The organism is Aporhodopirellula aestuarii, assembly GCF_023701485.1.
In the GTDB taxonomy this organism is placed as follows: Bacteria; Planctomycetota; Planctomycetia; order Pirellulales; family Pirellulaceae; genus Rhodopirellula; species Rhodopirellula aestuarii.
On sequence record NZ_JAMQBK010000050.1, the window covers coordinates 15,638 to 38,021 of the forward strand.

The window sequence follows — 22,384 nt, forward strand, 5'->3', positions numbered from 1 at the left end:
GAAGGGCGGTTGCCAAGGAGCGGAATAAACAACGAGCACGAGTTTGCGGCACCGACTGGACGATTGGATTCGGCGATGCAAACGGATAAAAACCTCGGACAACCGAAGTTGTCCGAGGGTAATTTTGTTAGAACCAAGTGAATGGCTCACAGTTCTTTATCGATCACTTCCTTCGACGCACGCGTGCCAAGGGCACCCCACAGGCCGTACGGACTCCTCGATCCTGGAACGTAATTGCCCGTGCCGAGGAGCTTAACGGGCACGTTGCTGGAATTGCCAGCGTCGATCGAATCGGTAATGAACTTGACCGCCCCATCGCCCATCAAGATGTGACAACCACCTTGGTGACGACTGCTCGGAGGCAGCACGCCGGATCGCGACGAATCAGGCTGATTGGCGTTGGTTTCCTTCTTGCTGAGACAGACTGGAGCATTTGGCGGCAACATCGTATTCATCACCGTGTAAGTTGGATTGCCGTCTGACCAATGATAGCCTCGAGCCTCACTCGGGGTCATCGTCGCCAAAAAGCTCGCTGTCGTGCCGGAACCTTTCCAAAACTGGGGTCGCTGGGGGTCAATATCCGCATGCGTTTTGCAATCATCTGGTGTTCCTGCCTCTGCCGCTAGATCACCGATAGTCTCGATCGAGACCAGTGGATTGGTTCGTGTGTCCTTATCACCCAGATCGCTCGCGATTTCACCCATCATCACCGTATTCGCGAGGCCATCCAGAATGTCACGGAAGGCCATCGTTTGTCGAGGCACAAAAACCCCTCGCATCGCAGCACGCGTCTCTTGGGCCAAACTACTATTTCTCACCAGCTTTCGATTCGTTCCACCCTCGGTGCCACGGAACGGGCTATCTCCCAAGCAAGCCCCATAATTCGTACGGCCCATCGAAGGGAGACCAACACCAGGATCACTGGGACAACGAAGAGTCGGGATCTCCGTCATCCATGGTCCGTAGTTCTGGTTCTGAGGAGTGGGTCCCATGGCAGGCCATGGATTCGCTCTCACGCTACCGTCTGCGTTGAATCCGTTCGGGTTGACGATTTGCTCCCAAAGTGCCTGTCCCTCGATAAACGGGGTCAAACCAACCAACATGCTAAGCTCTTCTTTGTTCAACGTACCGCTTACCCCGTCCCAATTGAAATTATTTGAACTCGTGCCCGTTTTGTGACGTGGCAACTGGTTGTAGGCAGAATGGTAATTGTGAATCCCAAGGCCGATCTGCTTGAAATTATTGCTGCAACTCATCCGGCGAGCCGCTTCACGGGCTGCCTGAACCGAAGGCAATAAAAGACCAACAAGAACCCCAATGATCGCGATCACGACCAACAACTCAACGAGCGTAAAACCTCTAATACTTTGCCTTTTCATCGATAATCCAAACTTGCTTTCGAGAAAGAAACTATTGACTCGTGAGTCGTCCGCGTCTGCGAAAGATCATGAGCCGATATCAATTAATAAAGGTTGTTGATTCGAAAGCGATTATTAACAGTAACCTCCTAAACAGCTGAAAGATTTCATGAAGCAGATCACCACCATTTGCTCTGCTTTCTTTCGTTCACAACGGATACTCACGCGCTGCGTGGCTGCGCTGTTCCGTTGGCTCAAAGTCTTCCATCCTGTTTGACCAACGTTCCGTTGTGAGGGTTCAATTGCTAAACCAGAGAGCGTCTGCACCAGCGACGACACAAGACACGAACTCGGCGATGCCCCCGCCGACTACAGCGCTATTTCCAACGAAATTAAAGGATTGATTACAACTCAAAATCGATCACCTCGCTTGCAGCACGCGTGCCGAGAGCACCCCACAAACCGTACGGGCTCGGGGAGCCTGGCACATTGGCACTGGGTGGTGTCGTACTGGTGCCACTGAGATGCACGGGCCATCTTTCGGTGCCGCCAGCTTCGATTGAGTCAGTGATAAACTTGACGGCACCATCTCCCATCAATACATGGCAACCACCTTGATGCCGGCTGCTTGGCGGTAGCATCCCGGTACTATGTCGAATCGTCGCATTCGGACTGACCGCCGGGTCCGCGACGGTGATGCACGTCGGACCGTTCGGTGGTAGCATCGTGTTCATCACAGTGAACGATGGATTTCCGTCGGCCCAACGATACCCGCGTGCATTCCCGGCTCCAGTGGAAGTGAGCACACCCGCGAAACTCGATTTCCAGAACTGGGGGCGAAGCGGATCGATTCGCGAAGAGTTCTTGCAGTTGCTCACGCTTGGCTGATTCGGTGTGGAAATGTCGCCAGTTCCCGAACCGGGATTGGTTCGGGTATCGCGATCCCCCAAATCGGTCGCAATTTCACCGGCTATGATCGTATTTGCCAACCCATCGAGAATGTCCCGGAACTTCATTGTTTGCCGGGGCACAAACGCACCTCGCATCGAAGCACGTGTTTGCAGAGCAGGACCGCTGGGTCGCCTCAGCATCGCGTCGGTTCCGCCAGCCGCGCCGCGGAACGGACTGTCGCCTAAGCAGGCCGCGTAGTTGGTGCGGCCGAAACTGGGAAGCCCAGTACCGGGGTCGCTCGGACAACGCAGAGTCGGGATTTCGGTGAACCAAGGTGTGTAATCACTGCCATCCGTCGCAGGACCTGAAAGGTCCGGTGTCGGCCCCATCGCAGGGAAATCAACCGAACCGTTAGCGTCTGCATCCAGTGGATTGGCAATCTGCTCCCAAAGAGCCTGTCCTTCGATAAACGGCATCAACCCGACCAAAAAGCTAAGCTCTTCGTGGTTTGCTAACGCTGAGCTGTCGGTCCAATCGGTCGGCGTTCCCGAGGTGCCGCCTTTGTGTCGAGGGAGCTGGTTGTAGGCAGAATGATAATTGTGAATCCCGAGCCCGACCTGTTTGAAATTATTGCTACAACTCATCCGGCGTGCCGCTTCACGCGCAGCCTGCACGGCAGGTAACAACAGACCAACAAGAACCCCAATGATCGCGATCACGACCAACAATTCGACCAGCGTAAATCCTCTGAAACGTTGCCTTTTCATGGGTACTCCAATACTGCTTTCGAGAAAAAAATTTGGCCCGCTAGCCACTCCAAGAGAACGACAAAAAAGAACGAGCCTTCCAATTAATTGCTCGATCGTCAGCTTCCATTAGCATGAAATCAAAAAGAGGCAGGATTTATTGAGCAGCTCACTCACCGGAAAGCGGCGGCGATTGCCCCCCGGCCTGCACTCGCACCGGATGCACCTTTTTGAATGAGCGTGCAATTTTCTTGTTAATACCGCTGCGACAGAAGACAATTGTTCTCTTGAATGGCCCTCTGCTGTGATCAAGATCGCGTGCGATGATGCCTTCGAGGTGGTTGGTCACCGTCTGCCAATCGTCCGGTCGACCAATATTTTCATTCGTAAAAGAAGGATCCTCTTTTGACTAAGGCATTGCTTGAGACGCTTATCTTGATGGTTCTGTTTTCAGCGACGCTTCCAGCCGAAAGCGAAGGCACGCCGAAATCACCAAACTTGATCGTCATCATGGTCGACGACATGGGCTATGCGGACGTTGGGTTCAACGGTTGCGAGGACATCCCCACGCCCCATATCGACTCGATCGCAGCGGGCGGGGTGAAGTTCACCAGCGGCTATGTCGCCTACGCCGTCTGCGGACCAAGCCGAGCCTCTTTCATCACGGGACGGTACGGCCAACGTTTTGGATTTGAACGCAACCCGCAGTATCAACCCAGCGATCCGAACATGGGTGTGCCGATCGAAGAAACAACGATTGCGGATGCATTGCAGGAAGTCGGTTACCACAGCGGCGTGATCGGCAAATGGCACCTTGGCGCTCATGAGGTGCTGCATCCTCTCAGCCGCGGATTCGATGAATTCTACGGCCATCTCGGCGGCGGTCACCGCTATCTGCCCGAAGAACTCACCATCCAAGACAGCTATGAAGCGAAGGGCGAAAGCGAAAGCTATCAAACCTGGATCCTTCGCAATCGCGAGCCGGTACAGCCGACGAAGTATTTGACCGACGAGTTCTCCGATGAGGCGGTTTCGTTTATCGATCGCAACCATGCGAAACCGTTCTTTCTTTACCTAGCCTACAACGCACCACACTTGCCGCTGCAAGCGACCGAGAAATACCTTGCTCGTTTCCCAGACTTGGAAGGCAAACGAAAAATCTATGCGGCGATGGTCAGCGCAGTCGATGATGGTGTCGGTCGGGTGTTGGAGTCGTTACGGAAAAACCAAATCGAAGATGATACGCTGGTCTTCTTTCTTTCCGACAACGGTGGACCGGAAACAAAAAATGCGTCTGATAATGGACCTCTTCGCGGCGACAAGGGAAGCGTTTACGAAGGCGGTCACCGCGTACCTTTCGCGGCCAAGTGGCCAGCACGATTTCCCAAGGGCGTGGTTTACGATCAGCCGGTGATTTCACTTGATATCTTTGGCACGATTGCGGCTCTCAGCGGCGCCCCCACCGATCCAGAGCGTCCGCTGGATGGCGTCAACCTGACGCCCTACGTCACGGGCGAGAGAAGCGGTCGGCCTCACGAAGCGACCTACATGCGTAAGTTCGATTCCGGATCTTTCATCGTCCGCAGCGGTGATCACAAATTAGTCATTCCCGGCCGCGATGAAAAAGCACAGCTCTACAACGTCACCACCGACATTGGTGAAACGACCAACCTCGCTTACAAGGATTCCGATATCCGCGATCAGTTGAAAAACAAGCTCGATGCTTGGACTGACGAACTCATCGAACCGCGATTTCTTGGGCTGATCCATACCGAGGCGTTTCAAAAGAAGAACCAAAAAGCAAACGGGAAACAGAAATGAGTGCGACTAAATTCATTCTGTGCAGCATTGCGGCGTGCATTTCACTGTCGGCTCAGGCGGCGGACAAACCAGCCGCACGTCCAAACGTCGTGCTGATTGTGTGCGATGATCTCAACGACTACGTCACCGGCTTCGGCGGTCACCCGCAAGCCCGCACCCTGAACATGGCACGTCTTGCTCAAAGCGGCGTTGCGTTTCAGCGTGCCTACAGCAACAACCCGGTTTGTGCTCCCTCACGCTCGAGTTTTCTCACTGGCATTTACCCTCACACTTCCGGGAATTTTTTCTGGACGAAGTGGTTTCAAAATCCGGTCTTAAAGAACTCCAAAACGATCATGGAGCACTTTCGTGACAACGGTTATCACGTGGCCGGTTCAGGAAAGTTAATGCACCACGGCAAGCCGGATGTCTGGAGCGAGTTCAAGCACTCGGCCGACTATGGTCCGGTCGTTTTCGATGGGACCGCTCGTGTCGCACATCCCTCGGTGCCACTTCCGTTCGGAAACATTGGTGCGATCGATGGTTCGTTTGCTCCACTCTCGGACGTCCCGTTCGCGGACGATGGCGACCCCAACATCGGATGGCTTTATGGTGATTGGCGTAAGCAGCAAACGTTCCGATACGCCAGCGAAGACGATCGGGATCTGACACCGGATGAACGCAACGCGACCTGGGCCGCAGAAAAGATTGATGAGTTTGGAAAGCAGACCGGCGGCAAGCCGTTCTTTCTGGGCGTCGGTTTCATTCGCCCTCATACCCCGCTTCATGTCCCGAAAAAATACTTCGACATGTTTCCGCTCGAAGACGTCGAATTACCCGTCATTCAGCCGAACGATGCTACCGATACACACTACGCCAACGTCTTTCCATCCGACCAGAAGGGATTGAGATACTTTCGAGATCTTGTGGCGTCGTATCCCACCAGCGACGAGGGCATTCGAGCATTCACGAGAGCCTATCTGGCATGCGTCACAGCAGTGGACGACTGCATTGGGCAAGTTGTCGATGCGATCGACAACAGCCCTGCGTCAGTACGCGACAACACGATCATCGTCGTCACCAGCGACCATGGTTGGAACATGGGGCAGAAAGATTATCTGTTCAAAAACTCGCCCTGGGAAGAAAGCACTCGTGTCCCATTCATCATCCGTGCACCCGGCGTGGCCAAAGCGGGCCACGTCTGCCAGCATCCCATTTCACTGATTGACCTGTACCCGACGCTCGTCGACCTGTGTTCGCTCGAAGGTGACACTCGCAAGAACAACAAGGGATCCAAACTTGACGGGCACAGCATTCGCCCGTTTCTTGTTGATCCGGAAAATGGAAAGTGGGGCGGCCCCGATGCCGCCTTGTCAGTGCTCTTTGTCGGTGAACACGCTTCCAAACAAGGGCTATCCCAAAAGGATGTCTGGAATGTCGATAACCAGCACTGGTCCATCCGCACTGCCGACTGGCGATACATTCGCTACCGCACGGGCGAGGAAGAACTCTACGATCATCGCACCGATCCACGTGAATGGACCAATCTGGCAGATGATCCGACATTCGATGCTGAGAAACAACGGATGAAACAGCGTTTGCATACAATGGTGCCAGCAATCTCCGGGCTTGAATAACCGACACACCGACTGGCAACCAAAGATGAACACCCGCAACCTCTGTCTATCAGCGTTCTTTGCAAGCATTGCTCTATTGAGATCCGTTTCATGCGCTGATGAGTTAACGCCCATCAACGAGCTGCTTCCTGTTGCCGAGAGCGGACGGGAAACGATTGAATTCAACGAAGCCTGGCGATTTGCACGCTTCGGTCTGATGCCAGATGGTTCCCAGCTCGCGGAGCCGAAACGTCTGGAATCACCGTTGTTGGATGATTCTCCATGGCGTCTGCTGAACCTTCCGCACGATTGGGGAATCGAGGGGCCGTTCCGCGATGACTTGCCCAATCGAACCGGAAAGCTGCCCTGGGCGGGCATCGGTTGGTATCGCAAGAGTTTTTCATCGTCGGAATCTGACGCAGGGAAACGCGTCTTTATCGAATTCGATGGATCCATGTCCGGCACAACAGTGTGGCTCAACGGTGAGTACGTCGGCGAGTGGCCGTACGGATATTCTTCCTTTCGTTTTGAGTTGACCGATCATCTCAAACCGGGCGAGACGAACACGATCGCCGTGCGTCTGGACAACAAACCCGAATCATCGCGATGGTACCCTGGCGGCGGAATTTACCGAAACGTTCGGCTCGTCAAGTGTCACCCGGTCCACGTTGGTCACTGGGGTGTCACAGTCACGACGCCAAAAATCACTGAAGAAAACGCAGCGGTACAGATCAACACTCAAGTCGAAGGTGCCAACGACTCCACGGAAGTGCAGCATGAAGTTCGTGCAGCTGCAAGTTCCGAGGTGGTGGCAAACAAATCCGGTGCCAATTGCACCATCCAGATCGACAACCCAAAACTCTGGGACTTGGAAACGCCAGAACTTTACGTGCTCAAGACGACAATCATACAGAATGGCGTTGTCGTCGACGTGGTCGAGACAACCTTCGGCATTCGCACGATTGAATTTGATGCCGACCGGGGCTTCCTACTCAACGGAAACCTGATTCGGATGAACGGTGTCTGCCAACACCACGACCTCGGGCCACTTGGCTCGGCAGTCAACACACGGGCGATCGAGCGCCAAATCGAAATTCTGCAAGCGATGGGATGCAACGCCATTCGGACTTCTCACAACCCGCCGGCGCCCGAATTGCTGGAGCTATGTGACCGCATGGGAATGTTGGTGCAGGTTGAGGCATTCGATTGTTGGAAATCGGGCAAGGTACCCAACGACTACAGTCTCCATTTTACTGATTGGCACGAAAAGGATTTACGGGCCATGGTGCGTCGGGACCGCAACCATCCGTGTGTCGTGATGTGGAGCACCGGCAATGAAATCCGTGAACAAAACAACGAAGCGGGTCATGCGATTTCGCGGCGACTCACTGAAATCATCCACGCCGAGGATCCGACACGTCCAGTCACCGCCGGTTGCAATAAGCCGGCAGCGGGCTTCAACGGTTTTGAGAAAACCGTCGACGTGTTCGGCTACAACTACAAGCCGCATCTTTATCAGAAGTTTCGCCAGACGCATCCACGTCAACCGCTATACGGCAGTGAAACGGCGTCGACGGTCAGTTCACGTGGCGAATACTTCTTTCCGGTCTCGAACGACAAGAGCAAAGGATCAGGCGGCTGGTTTCAGGTCAGCAGCTACGACCTATCCGCTCCGCCATGGGCCAATAACCCCGACATCGAATTCGCGGCACAAGACAAGTTCCCGAGTGTGTTCGGCGAATTTGTTTGGACGGGGTTCGACTATTTGGGTGAGCCGACTCCCTACAACAACGACGCCACCAACCTGCTGAATTTCTCGGACCCCCAAGCACGAGAGCGGATGGAAATGGAACTGAAGAAGCTCGGCGACAACATCCCCCCACGCAGCTCCTACTTCGGGATTGTCGACCTTTGCGGGTTTCCCAAGGACCGATTCTATCTCTACCAGGCACGCTGGCGTCCGCAACTGCCGATGGCTCACATCTTGCCGCACTGGAACTGGCCCAACCGCGTGGACAAAGTCACGCCGGTGCATGTCTACACGTCCGGCGACGAAGCAGAACTGTTCCTCAACGGAAACTCACTGGGCCGTAGGAAGAAAGGCGAATACGAATACCGTTTGCGTTGGGATGATGTCGTCTACCAGCCCGGAGAACTCAAAGTCGTCGCCTACAAACAGGGAAAACGCTGGGCGGAAGCTACTTCGAAAACCACCGCCGATGCGGCCAAAATTGACATGTCGGCCGACCGTAGCACGATTGAGGCTGACGGCCAGGATCTCTCATTTGTCAGGGTTCAAGTTTCTGACAATGAAGGGCTACTGGTACCGCGATCCGACAACCGGATTCAGTTCGCCATCGAGGGCCCCGGAGAAATCATCGCGGTGGGCAACGGCGACGCCACCAGCCATCAATCGTTCCAAGCCATGGATCGTGAGGTCTTCAATGGCCTGTGCCTTGTGGTCATTCGTTCGAGAAAAGGTGAGTCAGGTGAAATCAAGCTGACCGCGAAGTCAGAAGGCCTGCAGAGTGCTCAAATCACAGTGAAAGTAAAAAAGAGTTTGAAATGAACCTACGAATCTTGCTGACTTGGTCCTACGTCCTATGCTTGACGTTTTCGGGGCAGATTTTGGCCGCCACCGAATCGAAACCACCTAACTTGCTGATCATCCAAACGGACGAGCACAACTTTCGGACGCTTGGTTGTTACCGGCAACAATTGAGCTACGAACAAGCTCATGTTTGGGGCCCGGGCGTGCGTGTGGACACGCCGCACATTGATTCAATTGCTCGCGATGGAGCGATCTGCACCAGCTTCTACGCAGCCTCGCCGGTCTGTACTCCATCGCGAGCGTCATTGGTCTCGGGTCTGTATCCGCAGGCGACGGGTTCGCCTTCCAACGACCTGCCGCTCAATGATGACATTGTTACCTTCGCAGAAATCCTTCGCCGTCGAGGCTACGCGACCGCGTATGTCGGCAAGTGGCATTTGGATGGCAACGCCAAACCGGGTTGGTCACCAGAACGCAAGTTTGGCTTTGAGGACAATCGCTACATGTTCAATCGGGGGCACTGGAAACTGTTTGAGCAGACGGAAGACGGTGCCCGCGTCCTCGGCAAGTACGACGAGAAGACCGAGAAGTACAAATACAGCATTGAGAAAGCCACCGACAAATCGTTTGCCACTGACTTCCTGATGGATCGTACGTTGGAGATCATCCAGCGAGAGAAAGACAAACCGTTCTGTTTGATGCTGGCGTTGCCGGATCCGCACGGTCCTAATACCGTGCGTGCCCCCTACGACACGATGTATCAGAACCTGCGTTTTGATCAGCCCGGCACGATGGCGGCCACGTTGGCCAAGCCAGACCAACGCCCGAAATGGAACCTGCCGAGCGGAAATAATGTTGTCTCCAAAATCAATCAGGATCAGATGGCCAAGTACTTTGGCATGGTTAAGTGTATCGACGACAACGTTGGGAAACTGCTGGAGTATCTGAAGTCATCTGGCTTAGACAAAAACACGATTGTGGTTTTCACCTCCGATCATGGCGACATGATGTGTGAACATTGTCGTTTGAACAAAGGGCTACCGTACGAAACGTCGGCCAAGATTCCGTTTGTGATTCGCTATCCAGACAAGATCAAACCCGGCAAGGTCATCCGGACGGCGTTTACCACCACCGACTTTGCACCAACCGTGCTGAGCTTGATGGGCGTCGATTCCGATTTACCTGACTTCCACGGACGAAACGGCTCGGCTGATTTCCTATCCGACGGCAAGGAAGTCCAGGACGATCGAATTGTGTATTTCCGCAACGCCGGCAATCGATGGGTGGCCGCTGTCAATCACCGCTACAAGCTGGTGCTTTCTACGGCCGACAAGCCATGGTTATTCGATCTCGGTCGCGACCCCGATGAACTGATTAACTTCTACGCGGACCCCGCGTACGCGGAGATTGCAGCACGTTTCAAGACTCGGTTGGTCGAACTGATGAAGCAATTCGACGAACCAGCGTTGACGAAAGCTCAGTTGCAATATGAATAACGTCAACATCATGACGACATTGCGACTGCTACTCGTTGGTTCATTGCTGACTCTGATCTGGATCAATGAATCCCTTCAAGCCAACGATTTGTCTCGGCGACCCAATGTCCTGTTCATTGCCATCGACGACCTAAAGCCGTGGCTTGGTTGTTACGGGAATCCGATCGTCAAGACTCCCAATCTGGATCGCATCGCCGCGATGGGTACGGTCTTTCGACGGAACTATTGCCAAGTTGCCATTTGTGGCGCATCGCGTATGAGTCTGTTGACCGGACTGCGTCCCGATACGACGGGTGTCTACAACATGGGTGGCGAAATCTTTCACATCGATTCGGCACGAAAGCGTGCTCCGCAGTTGACGACGTTGCCGGAACACTTCAAGCACCACGGTTACATCTGTCGTGGATTCGGGAAAGTGTTCGATTCCCGCAACACCGACAACGGTCAGGACAAGCAAAGCTGGAGCAATCGTGAAGGCGTGCTCTGGAAATGGGACGAAAGCCTTTGGCCAGCACCGGCGAGAGGTGGCTACCAGAATCCACACACCCGCAAGCTGATCGACTCTGCTCTGGCCGATGCAAAGCAGCGGGGCATTGAGCAAAAGGCTAACATCCTCGACTTCTTGTCGAGCGTGGACGGCACCCGGCCGGTCTGTGAAAGCGAAGACGTTCCTGATGAAGCCTATGCGGAAGGAAACGCGATGGCGACACCAGCCGTGAAGATGATTCATCAACACGGTAGGAACTATCGCGAAGGCGGCCAGCCGATGTTTTTGGCCGTCGGTTTCTACAAACCGCATCTGCCATTTGTCGCCCCACAGAAATACTGGGACTTGTACTGTGAGGATGATTTTGAGCCGGCATCGGCTCAACACTATCCCACCGACGGTGTGAGCTATGCGGAAACCGTTTATGTCGAAGGTCGCGGTTTCCATCCGGTTCCCTCACAGGGCAAGATACCGGAACCACTGCAGCGACACATGATGCACGGATACGCAGCGTGTGTTTCCTACGTCGATGCCCAAGTTGGCAAGTTGCTCCAGGCATTAGAAGATGAATCACTTCTGGGCGACACAATCATCTGCGTGTGGGGCGACCATGGATTCCACCTCGGCGACAAACAACTTTGGGGCAAGCACACCAACTTTGAGCAAGCGACCCGATCGCCGCTGATCATCGCATCACCGAAGATTCCCGGCGGCCGAGTCGACGACGACACACTAACGGAATTCGTCGACGTTTTCCCAACCCTTTGCGAGCTGGCCGCGATGGATCCGCCGTCGAAACTGGAAGGCGAGAGCCTAGTCGCGTTGATGCGTGGTGAGCAACCTACGGCTAACCCGCCTGCCGTCAGCCAGTACATGCGAGATACCGAGGAAGGAAAGGTGATGGGCTGGGCCATCCGTAACGCACGTTACCGCTATGTGGAATGGCGCCCAATCTCGAACAAGGACTTACGCTTCACGTTCTCTAATAGCGTTGTCGGTGCCGAACTCTATGACTATCAAACCGATCCAAATGAAGCTTACAACCTAGCAGAGGATCCAGAGTACAACAAAATCCGAAGCGAAATGGTCAAGCTGTTCGACGAAGTCCTGCCGCACCTTCCGGCTCGGAAATAGAGATTCATGATCACGGACCATGAACGATTCGCAAGGAAAGATCTGGCCAAGGGAACGTCGGCCCTTTCGTCGATTCATCTATTCTGCCGTACGAGGCATTTTCCAGCTAATGCTTTGCCCACCGGTGTCAACTAACAATGGGTCGCATCATCAGCGAGTTGGCACCATTAGGAAAACAGGATCCCGCAATGAAATTCATTACTATCGCATGTCTGGCAATGTTCGGAGCGGTCTTGTCTTGCCACCAATTGGCGGCAGAACCTCAAACTCCGCCAGCGGGATGGACTGACGGCTACGTTATGGCCAACGGCATTCGGATTCATTACTGGCGTACGGGTGGTGACAAACCGGTGCTGTTGATGGCTCACGGTTCTTCCGATGATGGGTTGTGTTGGACCCATCTAGCTAAGGAACTTGAACAAGACTACGACATCATCATGGCCGACGCGCGCGGCCACGGATTGTCCGATCCACCTTCGGCGTCGGATTCAGTCGACGCCCAAGTCGAAGATCTCGCCGGTCTGATTGAGCAACTGAATCTCAAGAACCCAATCCTGATGGGTCATTCCATGGGCAGCAGTTCGGTTGCCTGGTTTGCCGCGAAGTATCCGAACATTCCCCGCGCGGTCATTCTCGAAGACCCGCGTGTGATTTCTCGACCAGCAAGTGAACCTCACTCAACCGGAGCAAACGATTCTGCTGCCGCGGCAGACCAGGAAAAGCGTCGTGCCCAGATTCTAAAACGGAACAACACGAGTTTGGAAGATCTCGTTGCCCAGTGTCTGAAGAACAACCCGCACTGGGGACAATCCGAATGTGAATACTGGGCTCTCTCCAAAAGGCTCCATCATCCGGATACCGCAATCCGCAATCGCGGAGACCGACCGTCGGTCGATGAGTTATTCAAACAGATCACCGCGCCGACTTTAATCCTAAAGGCCGACGCAGAAGAAGACGTCAAGAAACAAAACGAAGCCGTTGCCGGGTTACTCAAGCACGGAAGCATCGTCCACGTCGAAGACGCGAAACACAACGTCCGCCGCGATCAGAAAGCACGTCTTCTCGTTGCACTGAATGCGTTCCTGAGTGAGTTGTAGACCTTGAAATTCATGGCTGCCCAAACACGACTGCATAACGAGGAACCTGATCCAATGAGCGTGATTTTAATGCTCCGAATAGTCACGATTTTGACTGCGAGCGCATTGGCTACGACGGCAGTGGCTGAGAAACGCCCCAACATTCTGTTCATTCACATGGAAGACATGGGTGTGCAGATTCCCACCTACGGTGACCATACCGTGGCCACGCCGAATCTCGATAAGCTTGCTGCGGAGGGCGTCGTTTTCGAACGAGCCCATGTCACCGCCGCCACTTGCGCTTCCTCACGAGGCAGCATCTTCACGGGTGTCTACCCTCATCAAAACGGGATCATGGGATTTGTCCAGCAGCACGGGTTTCACTACCGCGAGGGCATTCCGACGTTTGTGAAAGATCTCAAAGCCGCCGGCTACTACACCGGGCTCACCTACAAATACGGTGTCGAAAGCAGTCACTACAAAACCGAGCCTGTGCCGTTCGACTTCCATCCGAAGTACACCGAAAACTGGCTCACTGGAGCAAAAGGAAAAAACAAACCCAAGATTGAAGGGAAGCCACCGTTGGTCAGCTACTCGATCGACAACTTCAAGTACTTCCTCGAAAATCTAGAACAGGGCCAGCCGTTCTACTTTCAAGCTCAAACACCCGACACGCATCATGTTTGGAAGCGACCGCATTTCATTCGCCAAGGCGACCTCGGCTGGCCGTACCCTGAAGTCAATTTGGCGAAGGTAACTGAGACGCCGGGCTGGGGGCATGCCTTGCCACCGAAAGGCGAACTGCGGAAGACCGTCGCTGAATACTATCGCGCCATTCAGCGTGTCGACTGGTATGTCGGCCGAATTCTGGCGTTGCTCGACGAATACGGACACGCTGATAACACGCTGGTCATTTTTTCGGCCGATCACGGCCCGTCGCATCTGCTGCGAGGCAAAACGACTCCCAATGAAGACGGCTTGCGGGTCCCCTTCGTCGTGCGGTGGCCTGGACATGTGAAAGAAGTAGGAACTCGCTCGGACGCATTGGTTTCCTTTGTCGATCTGTATCCCACGTTCGTGGACGCTGCAGGTCTTGAAATCCCCGATCATCTTCCGGGTTTCTCGATCGTTCCGGTACTCCAAGGTGAACCGTCGCAACGCAAACATTTGTATTCCGCGTTCGTGGCACACACGACAGGAATTCATCAGTACTGGCCGACGCGGACCGTGACGGATGGTCGTTGGAAATTGACTCAACATGTTTTCGGCGACGGAATACGCGAGAGGTACCCCGACGGTAACAAAGCCGTCTTCAGCCTTAACAGGCAGCTGAGTGAACTGCCAGCCGATTCGTTGGCGGTGAAGTTAGCCAAACGCTGCGAAGTTCCTCCCGCTTTCGAGCTTTACGATCTCCAGGAAGATCCTCACGAACTCGTCAATCTGATCAGCGACCCGCAACAAGCTGAAGTGGAAGAGCGTCTACGGACTCAGCTGCAAAGTTGGCGCCGGCAAACCGTCGATCCGTTTGTCGATCCAGACTTCGTCACCCGATTCACATCGCATTACATGCAGAACTACAACCTCTGGAAATCGCTCGGGGGTAACAAAATGAAAGAGAAGGACGCGCTCGATTTTGAAGAGTTCATTCCGAACTGGGATCCGACCCCTTACCTCGGGAAGAAGGATCAATAAGTGACTCTCTCTCTGAAACGCTTGCGTCGTCAGCTTGTTTGGTTGTGTTTGGTTTTCATTGCTTCGACAGTGTCAGCGGCGGATCACAAAAATGTGTTGTTGATCTGCATCGACGATCTCCGCCCGGTAATGGGTTGCTATGGCGGAGCGGCCACGACCCCACACATCGACGAACTGGCAAAGAGCTCGGCCGTGTTCACGCGACATTACAACCAATGGCCCGTCTGCGGCCCATCACGTGCCTCCATGTTGGGCGGACTGCGACCCGATTCGACCGGGATCTACGAAATCGGAGACTCTTGGAAGATCTCAAAACGACCCACCACCCATCCCACTCTGCCACGGTACTTTAAAGACAACGGCTATCGCACGCTCAGCTTCGGCAAGGTGTATCACGGCAAAGGCAATGGCAAAGGCTATGGCTGGAGCGACGAACCCTGGAAGCTCGATTGGACCTGCTATGTCGACTTCGACTATGTCGAGGGCAAGAAGAAGCGATGGCGTCCCGCCTATGAAATCTACGACGGCCCCGATTCTATTCACAACGATTTCCAAACCGCCGATCGGGTGATTCGGGCGTTGGAAGACAACAAGAATCGTAAGTTCGTCATTGCGGGCGGATTCTACAAGCCGCACCTTCCCTTCGTGGCTCCCAAACAATACTGGGATCTCTATTCTGACGATGAAATCAAAAGGCTCGATCCAGCCGGCCTGCCGAAAGACGCTGCCGACTTCATGTACAACTGGACCGAGATCGCATCCTACGGCAGTCAAGATGGGAAGTTGTTTTCGGACGATGACGACGTGGGCGCGGCACAAGCCCGAGAGATGACTCACGCGTACTACGCCTGTGTTAGCTTCATCGATGCACAAGTCGGGCGGATCCTCGACGCTTTAGTGAAGAACGGCTTGGCAGACAACACTGCGGTTGTCATCTGGGGCGATCACGGATTTCATCTGGGCGACCACGGTCGCTGGGCAAAACACACGCAGTTCGAGCAGGCGATGCGATGTCCGTTAATCGTGCGATTGCCGGGGCAACATTCCATGACTGGCGAAACGAAAGCAATCGTCGAATCGGTCGATATCTATCCGACGCTGTGTGATTTTGCAGGGCTGACGACACCGAGCTTTGTCGAAGGCCAGAGTCTTGTCCCCATCATCCAAGGGACATCCAACGGGAAACAAGCGGCCTTCAGTCAGATTCGGCCGGTGAATCGGAAGAAACGAAACCTGATGGCCTACTCCGTCCGCACAAAAGATTTTCGCTATGTGCAGTGGTGTGAGCCCGACAACCAATACGCAATCACCTGGCGAGAACTCTATGACCATCGTACCGATCCGGAAGAGACCGTCAGCGTCATTGACGACCCACGAAATGCTGAAGTGATCCGGAAGCACGAAGAACTGGTATCTGAGAACTACGCAAGCATAAAAGAAAACATTGCCGAGTATTTCCAACGACCGCAAAACGAATCCCCAGGAGAAGTATCACGATGAAGACCAACCTGTTACCACGTTCTCGAATGCTAACCCTGTGCGTCTCGCTGTTGGTCACGGTGCCGGTCATGGCTGAGAAGCCGAATGTCATCGTCATCATGGCGGACGATCTCGGGTACGGTGATCTTTCCTGCTACGGTGCGAAATCGCTAACGACGCCCAACATTGATCGTCTGAGCGAAGAAGGCTTGCGATTTACCAGCGGCTACTGTTCGGCTTCCACTTGCACGCCGACGCGATATTCACTGTTGACGGGAACCTACGCCTTTCGCGGCGAACGCACGGGCATTGCCCCGCCTAATGCGCCGGCCATCATCAAGCCGGGAACGGAAACCGTCGCGTCGCTGCTTCAGCGAGCCGGTTATGCCACGGCAGTCGTCGGCAAATGGCACCTCGGACTCGGTGGGGAGAATGGCCCTGATTGGAACGGCGACCTGAAACCGGGGCCGCTGGAAATCGGTTTCGATACATGTTTTCTGTTGCCGACGACCAACGATCGTGTGCCCCAAGTCTACGTTCACGACCACCGAGTTCCCGATCTCGATCCTGCTGACCCATTGTGGGTTGGGAACAAAAAGCCGAGCCCCGATCATCCCACCGGAATCTCACATCGTGACTCGCTGAAGATGGATTGGTCGCATGGGCATAATTCAACGATCCATAACGGCATCAGCCGGATCGGCTTCTACACCGGCGGTCAGGCCGCACGGTTTCGCGATGAAGACCTCGCCGACAAATGGGTTGAAAAATCCGTGGAATTCATCGAGCAGCACAAGAGCGAACCATTCTTTCTGTTCTTTTCATCCCATGACATCCACGTGCCCCGGATTCCGCACGAACGATTTCAGAGAAAGACAGCACTCGGTTTCCGTGGTGACGCGATCATCGAACTCGACTGGTGCGTCGGCGAACTCATGAAGACACTCGATCGACTAAAGCTGGCCGAAAACACACTCGTTGTCTTTTGTAGCGACAACGGCCCTGTGTTGGACGATGGCTACAAGGACGAGGCGATTGAAAAGATCGGCAACCACCGCGCCGCCGGCCCGTACTCGGGCGGCAAATACAGCGTCTACGAAGGTGGAACTCGAACGCCGCTGATCACACGCTGGAAAGGTCACATTCAGCCGGGTGTGAGCGACGAACTGGTTTGTACGATCGATCTGGCGGCCAGCCTGTCCGCGCTCACCGAGCAACCACTTCCCGACGATGCCTGCCTGGACAGTTTCAACGTCCTCGGTGCTCTGTTGGGCGAAGACAATGCCAAAGGCCGCGGCCACCTTGTTCAGCAAGACAATGGCAGCAGCGGGACTTACGGGCTACGCGCTGGGCAGTGGAAGTTGCACCGATACGACAAGCAGACGGCTTACAACGTCGTTGTCGAAACTCAGCTTGCCAATACGAAGGTACCGCCGTTCCAACTGTTTGACCTCGATAACGATCCGGCCGAAACGACGAACGTGATCGAGGACCACCCAAAGGTCGCCGCTCGACTGAAGAAACAGCTCGCCGGAATCATCGAGCAGGGACGAAGTCGCCCCTGATTCGGGCGATTTAGATCGTTCACCTTGCAAGTGTTCATCCCAGAACGACGTCATAAAACCATTACCCCTGAAAAACCGGAAACCATCAACATGCGAATGTTTCTTACACTCATTGCAATCGCCGCGCTAACGATCACGGTGCAGGCTGAGTCGAAGCCGAACATCTTGTTCATCGCCATTGACGACATGAACGACTGGACGGGCTTCCTCGGTGGGCACCCGCAGGCGAAAACACCGAACATGGACGCCCTGGCAAAGCGCGGCGTGAATTTTACAAACGCACATTGCCCGGCACCGGGATGCTCGCCCAGTCGCAATGCGTTGTTATACGGCGTGGAACCGTTCAACTCCGGGTTGTACGCGTTCTACGACCACGACCTGCACCCGGATTTGTTGGAACAGTATGGCAGCCTGCCACAGTTTTTAAACGACAACGGCTACGACACGTTTGGTGCCGGCAAAATCCATCATGGATCCAAGAGCGCACCGCAGGAGTGGAGCAATTACCACGAACTGACCAAGAGCCCGCTGAACCTGAACGTGGAAGCTGGTTACCAAGTCGACGGCCAGTTCAAAATGTCGTTTTGCCCGACGACAGCCCCGCTTGAAGATCATCCGGATCATAAAGTCGCTTCGTACGGAATAGACGTTCTCTCACGCGAGCATGACAAGCCGTTCTTTCTTGCCGTGGGCATCGTTAAACCACACTTGCCCTTCGTCTGTCCGCAGCAGTTTTTTGATTTGTACCCGGACCCGGTGGATCCACCGCGTATCAACCCCAACGATCACGACGACATTCCCCGTGTCGGGCGTTCAATGGCCAAACTGGGAGACGACAACCGCTTCAAGAAAGATCAAGCCTGGGACCAAATTCGTCGGTCCTATTTGGCTTGCATATCCTGGGCTGACTACAACGTTGGCAGAGTCCTCGACGCTCTCGAAGCCAGCCCGTATGCGGACAACACCATCGTCGTGCTGTGGTCCGATCACGGATATGCACTGGGCGAAAAGAATCACTTTCGCAAGTTCGCTCTCTGGGAAGAGACGACTCGGGTGCCTTTTATCATCTGGGACACACGTGACAAGGTTGCGGCAGCAGGCCGTGAAGTGACCGCTGGCGTGTCTCTGATCAATATCTACCGCACGCTGGCAGAGTTAAGCGACCTCACGCCGCCCACGAAAGTCGACGGATTTAGCCTGGTTCCCCAACTGAAGAACCCAGACACGCCGTTTCCCAGTCCTGCGATCTGCACCTGGGGGCGAGGCAATTACACGATCCGCGATCGCGACTTCCGTTACATCCGCTACTTCGATGGCGGTGAGGAACTGTACTCACACACCACGGACCCGGACGAGTGGACCAACTTAGCCGACAACCCCGAATTCGCGACTGTCAAGAAACGCCTCGCCGCATTTCTTCCCGAGCAGGAAGCCCCACTGGTCCTAAAGGGGATCACCACCGTGAGGGCAAAGTTGAGCGCCGACAAACCAAAATCAAATTCAAAAAACAAATAAAGACCCAACCTCATGGACTCCAACTTCGTCGCCCGGATCTTACTTTGGGCTCTCATCATAAGCTGCGGCAGCACTCTGTCATTTCGATCCGCTGTTGCTCAATCTGATACTCTCATCGTGAATGACACAGTCTGGAAAGACACCAACGGAAACGAGGTCGCCGCAGGCTTCGGCGGGCATATTACGAAGATCGGTGACACCTACTATTGGGTCGGGACCGACCCTCGACCGACCGATGGCTCCGTGAGACTGTACTCCTCAAAAACGCTCGGCAGCAGCACCTGGAAGCTTGAAACGGTCGTCGAGAAACGCAAGCCGGGGCTCGGCCGCAGGAACTGCACGCTCATTCATTGCCCTACAACCAATCGGTACGTCATCGTCTCGAAGGGAATCGGCTTCTACCAAAGCGAAGGCAGCGACGTGAAAGGGCCATACAAATACGTCAAGAAAATCGGCGCAGAGAAGCTCAAGAGCAAGAACTATCACTCCGGAGGCATGTCAGTCTATACCGAAGGAAACAAGGCGTACCTGATCATTTCGATGCGGCAGCTCGATGAGTCACGAGACAGGTATTGCTTGATCCACCAATTAACTCCGGACTTCCTGGGGATCGAGAAGGAGATCCTGTGGATGCGAGTCGCCGACCAACGGGAAGCCTTCTGGTTGTTCAAAAGAGATAACAAGTACTACATGACGTACGACGGCCCTGGTGGATGGATGGGTTCGGATTGCTATTACCGAACATCGGACAGCTTGGCGGGGCCTTGGACTGAGGAGAAGGAGATCGGCATGGATCCGGAACCGAAACGAAGACAAGATCGGTCCCATGCATCGCAGCACCGCTACATCATGAATATCGACGGACAGTGGATCTATGGTGGTGATCGCTATCCATACCAGGAGCCCGAATCTCATCCGCCTGCAAAGGGCTCGCACATCATTTGCCCTCTCGTCTGGGAAGGCGACCATCCGATCGTAAAATGGGAAAAGCAATGGGATATCGCAGCGTATGGCGATCGTCGATCGCGGAAATGACTCCCCAACGTTTCATTCAGCGTTGTAATTGAGACGGCTTAGATTTCCTTTCTGCCAGAACGACCATGTTGAAACTCTCACGGGATACTGATTGATGTACTTCCGATTTGGACTAGTAAAAGGACTTGTGTTTTGCATCTTGCTCGGTTTTGTCTCGGAAACGCGAGCAGACAAGATACTCTTTGATTTCGAACCAACTTTCGATGTCGGTTTGGTACATGCCTCAAATGCACAAGTTGCCTTGACCAAGGGAGCGACAGGACAAGCGATGGCAGTCACGCTGAGTGGCCACCACCGCAAGGCCTACGTCCGACTGAAGTCCCCGGGATGGGACTTGTCCGGCTACCGATGCATCACCATGGACATCACCAATCATGGCCAGGTCGGAATCGGAGTCCTGGGTAGCATCAGCGTTGGCGGTGGAAAGACATCCGCAGAGAGTTTCGTCTGGGTGGAACCGGGACAAACGGAAAAGATGGTCATCGTCTTTTTTCGTAGTCAACTTCCAGAATACATGGAGCGGCTGGTGACGGGCATGCGGGGATATCCAGGCGGCTTTCTATCGCACTGGATAACACCCGACCTTAGCAAGCTCAATCGAATCACCATCAGCAAAGCCCGCCCCCATCAAGAGATGCACTTCAGCGTCGACGATATTCAAGCGACCGGTGAGTACCGCCTGCCGACCGAAGAAGAACTGAAATCGAGTTTCTTTCCTTTCGTCGATCAATACGGTCAGTACCGTCATGCTCAGTGGCCCGGCAAGACGACTTCTCAAGACGACATCGACTCTCAACATCAAGCCGAACTGAAAGACCTTGCATCCAACCGCGGCCCTGAGGACTGGAACCAGTACGGCGGCTGGACTGCCGGACCACAACTCAACGCGACCGGCCATTTCCGCACACAGAAGCTGGACAAAAAGTGGTGGTTGGTCGATCCCTCAGGCCGGCTCTTCTGGTCCCAGGGCGTGACGGGGGTGCGGCTTTCACAGACCACAAGCACACGGCGGCGGGAACACTACTTCGTCGATTTGGTTGACCGCGGCGACTTTCGACAGGCCAACCTGAAACGTAAGTTCGGCGACAATTGGGATACCGAAGCGGCTCATTTGACACATACACGCTTTAGGTCGTGGGGTCTCAACACGTTTGCCAACTGGTCCGATCCGGAGTTGTATGGCATGGGCAAAACACCATACGTAGTCGACCTATGGTCGGGCATCGCCAAAGAGGTTCCAGCCCAATTGAACGAGAAAGCTTTTGAAACGCTGGTCCGCAAACGCATCACGGCAGGGCGGGTTGCTGAATTCAAAGATGATCCCTGGTGTATGGGCGTGTTCGTCGACAACGAGCTTCGTTGGCCGAAGGAAAATGTCGGGCCTGTTGCCGAGACCTACTACAAGGTCGTCAATCAGGTTCTCAAGGAATTCGCTCCCAATGTTCTGTATTTAGGAAGCAGAATCCACGGTAGCGGGGAACCACACGCCGCTTACACGGCAGCCGCAAAGCATTGTGACGTCGTGAGCGTTAACCGTTACCAATTCGCCATCGTTGACGAAGACCTTCCGCCAGACAGCCTCGACAAACCGATGATCATCGGCGAGTTTCATTTCGGCGCATTGGACCGGGGCCTTCTGCACACCGGACTTCGTGCGGTCAGCAATCAGCATCAGCGGGCATGTGCCTACACCGACTACGTGAAACAGGCGTTGGAGAACGATCGCATCGTGGGTGCCCATTGGTTTCAACACACCGACCAATTAGTTAGCGGCCGAAGCGACGGCGAGAACTTCCAAATCGGGTTCGTCGACATCGTCGACCGGCCTTATCCCGAAATGGTCGCCGCAAGTAGAAGGCTGGCAGCGATCTTGTACGAGTACCGCTATGCACGGCGCAAAAGCAATTGACAAGTAGCTTTCCATTTCGACAGAACGTCACACA

General features: G+C 54.4%; 14 protein-coding genes. 12 read left to right on the forward strand and 2 right to left on the reverse strand.

The window, feature by feature from the left end; genetic code table 11:
• Positions 1–146 precede the first annotated feature (146 nt).
• Positions 147–1,379, reverse strand: a complete 1,233-nt coding sequence (locus NB063_RS18675; RefSeq protein ID WP_250930278.1) for a DUF1559 domain-containing protein — start codon at positions 1,377–1,379, stop codon at positions 147–149.
• 383 nt (positions 1,380–1,762) lie between these two features.
• Positions 1,763–3,016 (reverse strand): DUF1559 domain-containing protein, encoded by a 1,254-nt coding sequence (locus NB063_RS18680; protein WP_250930279.1) that lies wholly within the window; start codon positions 3,014–3,016, stop codon positions 1,763–1,765.
• Between the two features lie 384 nt (positions 3,017–3,400).
• Here NB063_RS18680 and NB063_RS18685 point away from each other — a divergent pair, with 384 nt between their 5' ends.
• The 12 genes from NB063_RS18685 to NB063_RS18740 all read left to right on the forward strand — a co-directional run bounded on the left by NB063_RS18685 (position 3,401) and on the right by NB063_RS18740 (position 22,350).
• Positions 3,401–4,816, forward strand: a complete 1,416-nt coding sequence (locus tag NB063_RS18685; RefSeq protein WP_250930280.1) for a sulfatase-like hydrolase/transferase — start codon at positions 3,401–3,403, stop codon at positions 4,814–4,816.
• A complete protein-coding gene (locus tag NB063_RS18690) occupies positions 4,813–6,432 on the forward strand; it encodes a sulfatase (protein WP_250930281.1) in 1,620 nt (539 codons plus the stop codon). The genes NB063_RS18685 and NB063_RS18690 overlap by 4 nt, the downstream gene beginning before the upstream one ends.
• A gap of 25 nt (positions 6,433–6,457) precedes the next feature.
• Positions 6,458–8,980 (forward strand): beta-galactosidase GalB, encoded by a 2,523-nt coding sequence (gene galB / locus NB063_RS18695; protein ID WP_250930282.1) that lies wholly within the window; start codon positions 6,458–6,460, stop codon positions 8,978–8,980.
• Complete coding sequence (locus tag NB063_RS18700) at positions 8,977–10,458, forward strand: sulfatase family protein (RefSeq protein WP_250930283.1); 1,482 nt, start codon at positions 8,977–8,979, stop codon at positions 10,456–10,458. Before galB ends, NB063_RS18700 begins: the two co-directional genes overlap by 4 nt.
• A complete protein-coding gene (locus NB063_RS18705) occupies positions 10,451–12,079 on the forward strand; it encodes a sulfatase (protein ID WP_250930284.1) in 1,629 nt (542 codons plus the stop codon). Before NB063_RS18700 ends, NB063_RS18705 begins: the two co-directional genes overlap by 8 nt.
• A 188-nt stretch (positions 12,080–12,267) precedes the next feature.
• Positions 12,268–13,176, forward strand: a complete 909-nt coding sequence (locus tag NB063_RS18710) for an alpha/beta fold hydrolase (RefSeq protein WP_250930285.1) — start codon at positions 12,268–12,270, stop codon at positions 13,174–13,176.
• Positions 13,177–13,230: 54 nt separating this feature from the next.
• Positions 13,231–14,847: a sulfatase family protein gene (locus NB063_RS18715; RefSeq protein ID WP_250930286.1), complete on the forward strand. Its 1,617-nt coding sequence runs from the start codon at positions 13,231–13,233 to the stop codon at positions 14,845–14,847.
• Positions 14,848–16,347 (forward strand): sulfatase, encoded by a 1,500-nt coding sequence (locus tag NB063_RS18720; RefSeq protein ID WP_250930287.1) that lies wholly within the window; start codon positions 14,848–14,850, stop codon positions 16,345–16,347.
• A complete protein-coding gene (locus tag NB063_RS18725; RefSeq protein WP_250930288.1) occupies positions 16,344–17,891 on the forward strand; it encodes a sulfatase family protein in 1,548 nt (515 codons plus the stop codon). Before NB063_RS18720 ends, NB063_RS18725 begins: the two co-directional genes overlap by 4 nt.
• Positions 17,892–17,981: 90 nt before the next feature.
• Positions 17,982–19,406 carry a sulfatase gene (locus NB063_RS18730; protein ID WP_250930289.1) on the forward strand — a complete coding sequence of 475 codons (1,425 nt, stop codon included), beginning with the start codon at positions 17,982–17,984 and terminating at the stop codon, positions 19,404–19,406.
• Positions 19,407–19,523: 117 nt separating this feature from the next.
• On the forward strand, positions 19,524–20,441 hold the full coding sequence (locus NB063_RS18735) for a family 43 glycosylhydrolase (protein ID WP_250930290.1): 918 nt from the start codon (positions 19,524–19,526) through the stop codon (positions 20,439–20,441).
• 268 nt (positions 20,442–20,709) lie between these two features.
• A complete protein-coding gene (locus NB063_RS18740; RefSeq protein ID WP_250930291.1) occupies positions 20,710–22,350 on the forward strand; it encodes a hypothetical protein in 1,641 nt (546 codons plus the stop codon).
• Positions 22,351–22,384: the final 34 nt, after the last annotated feature.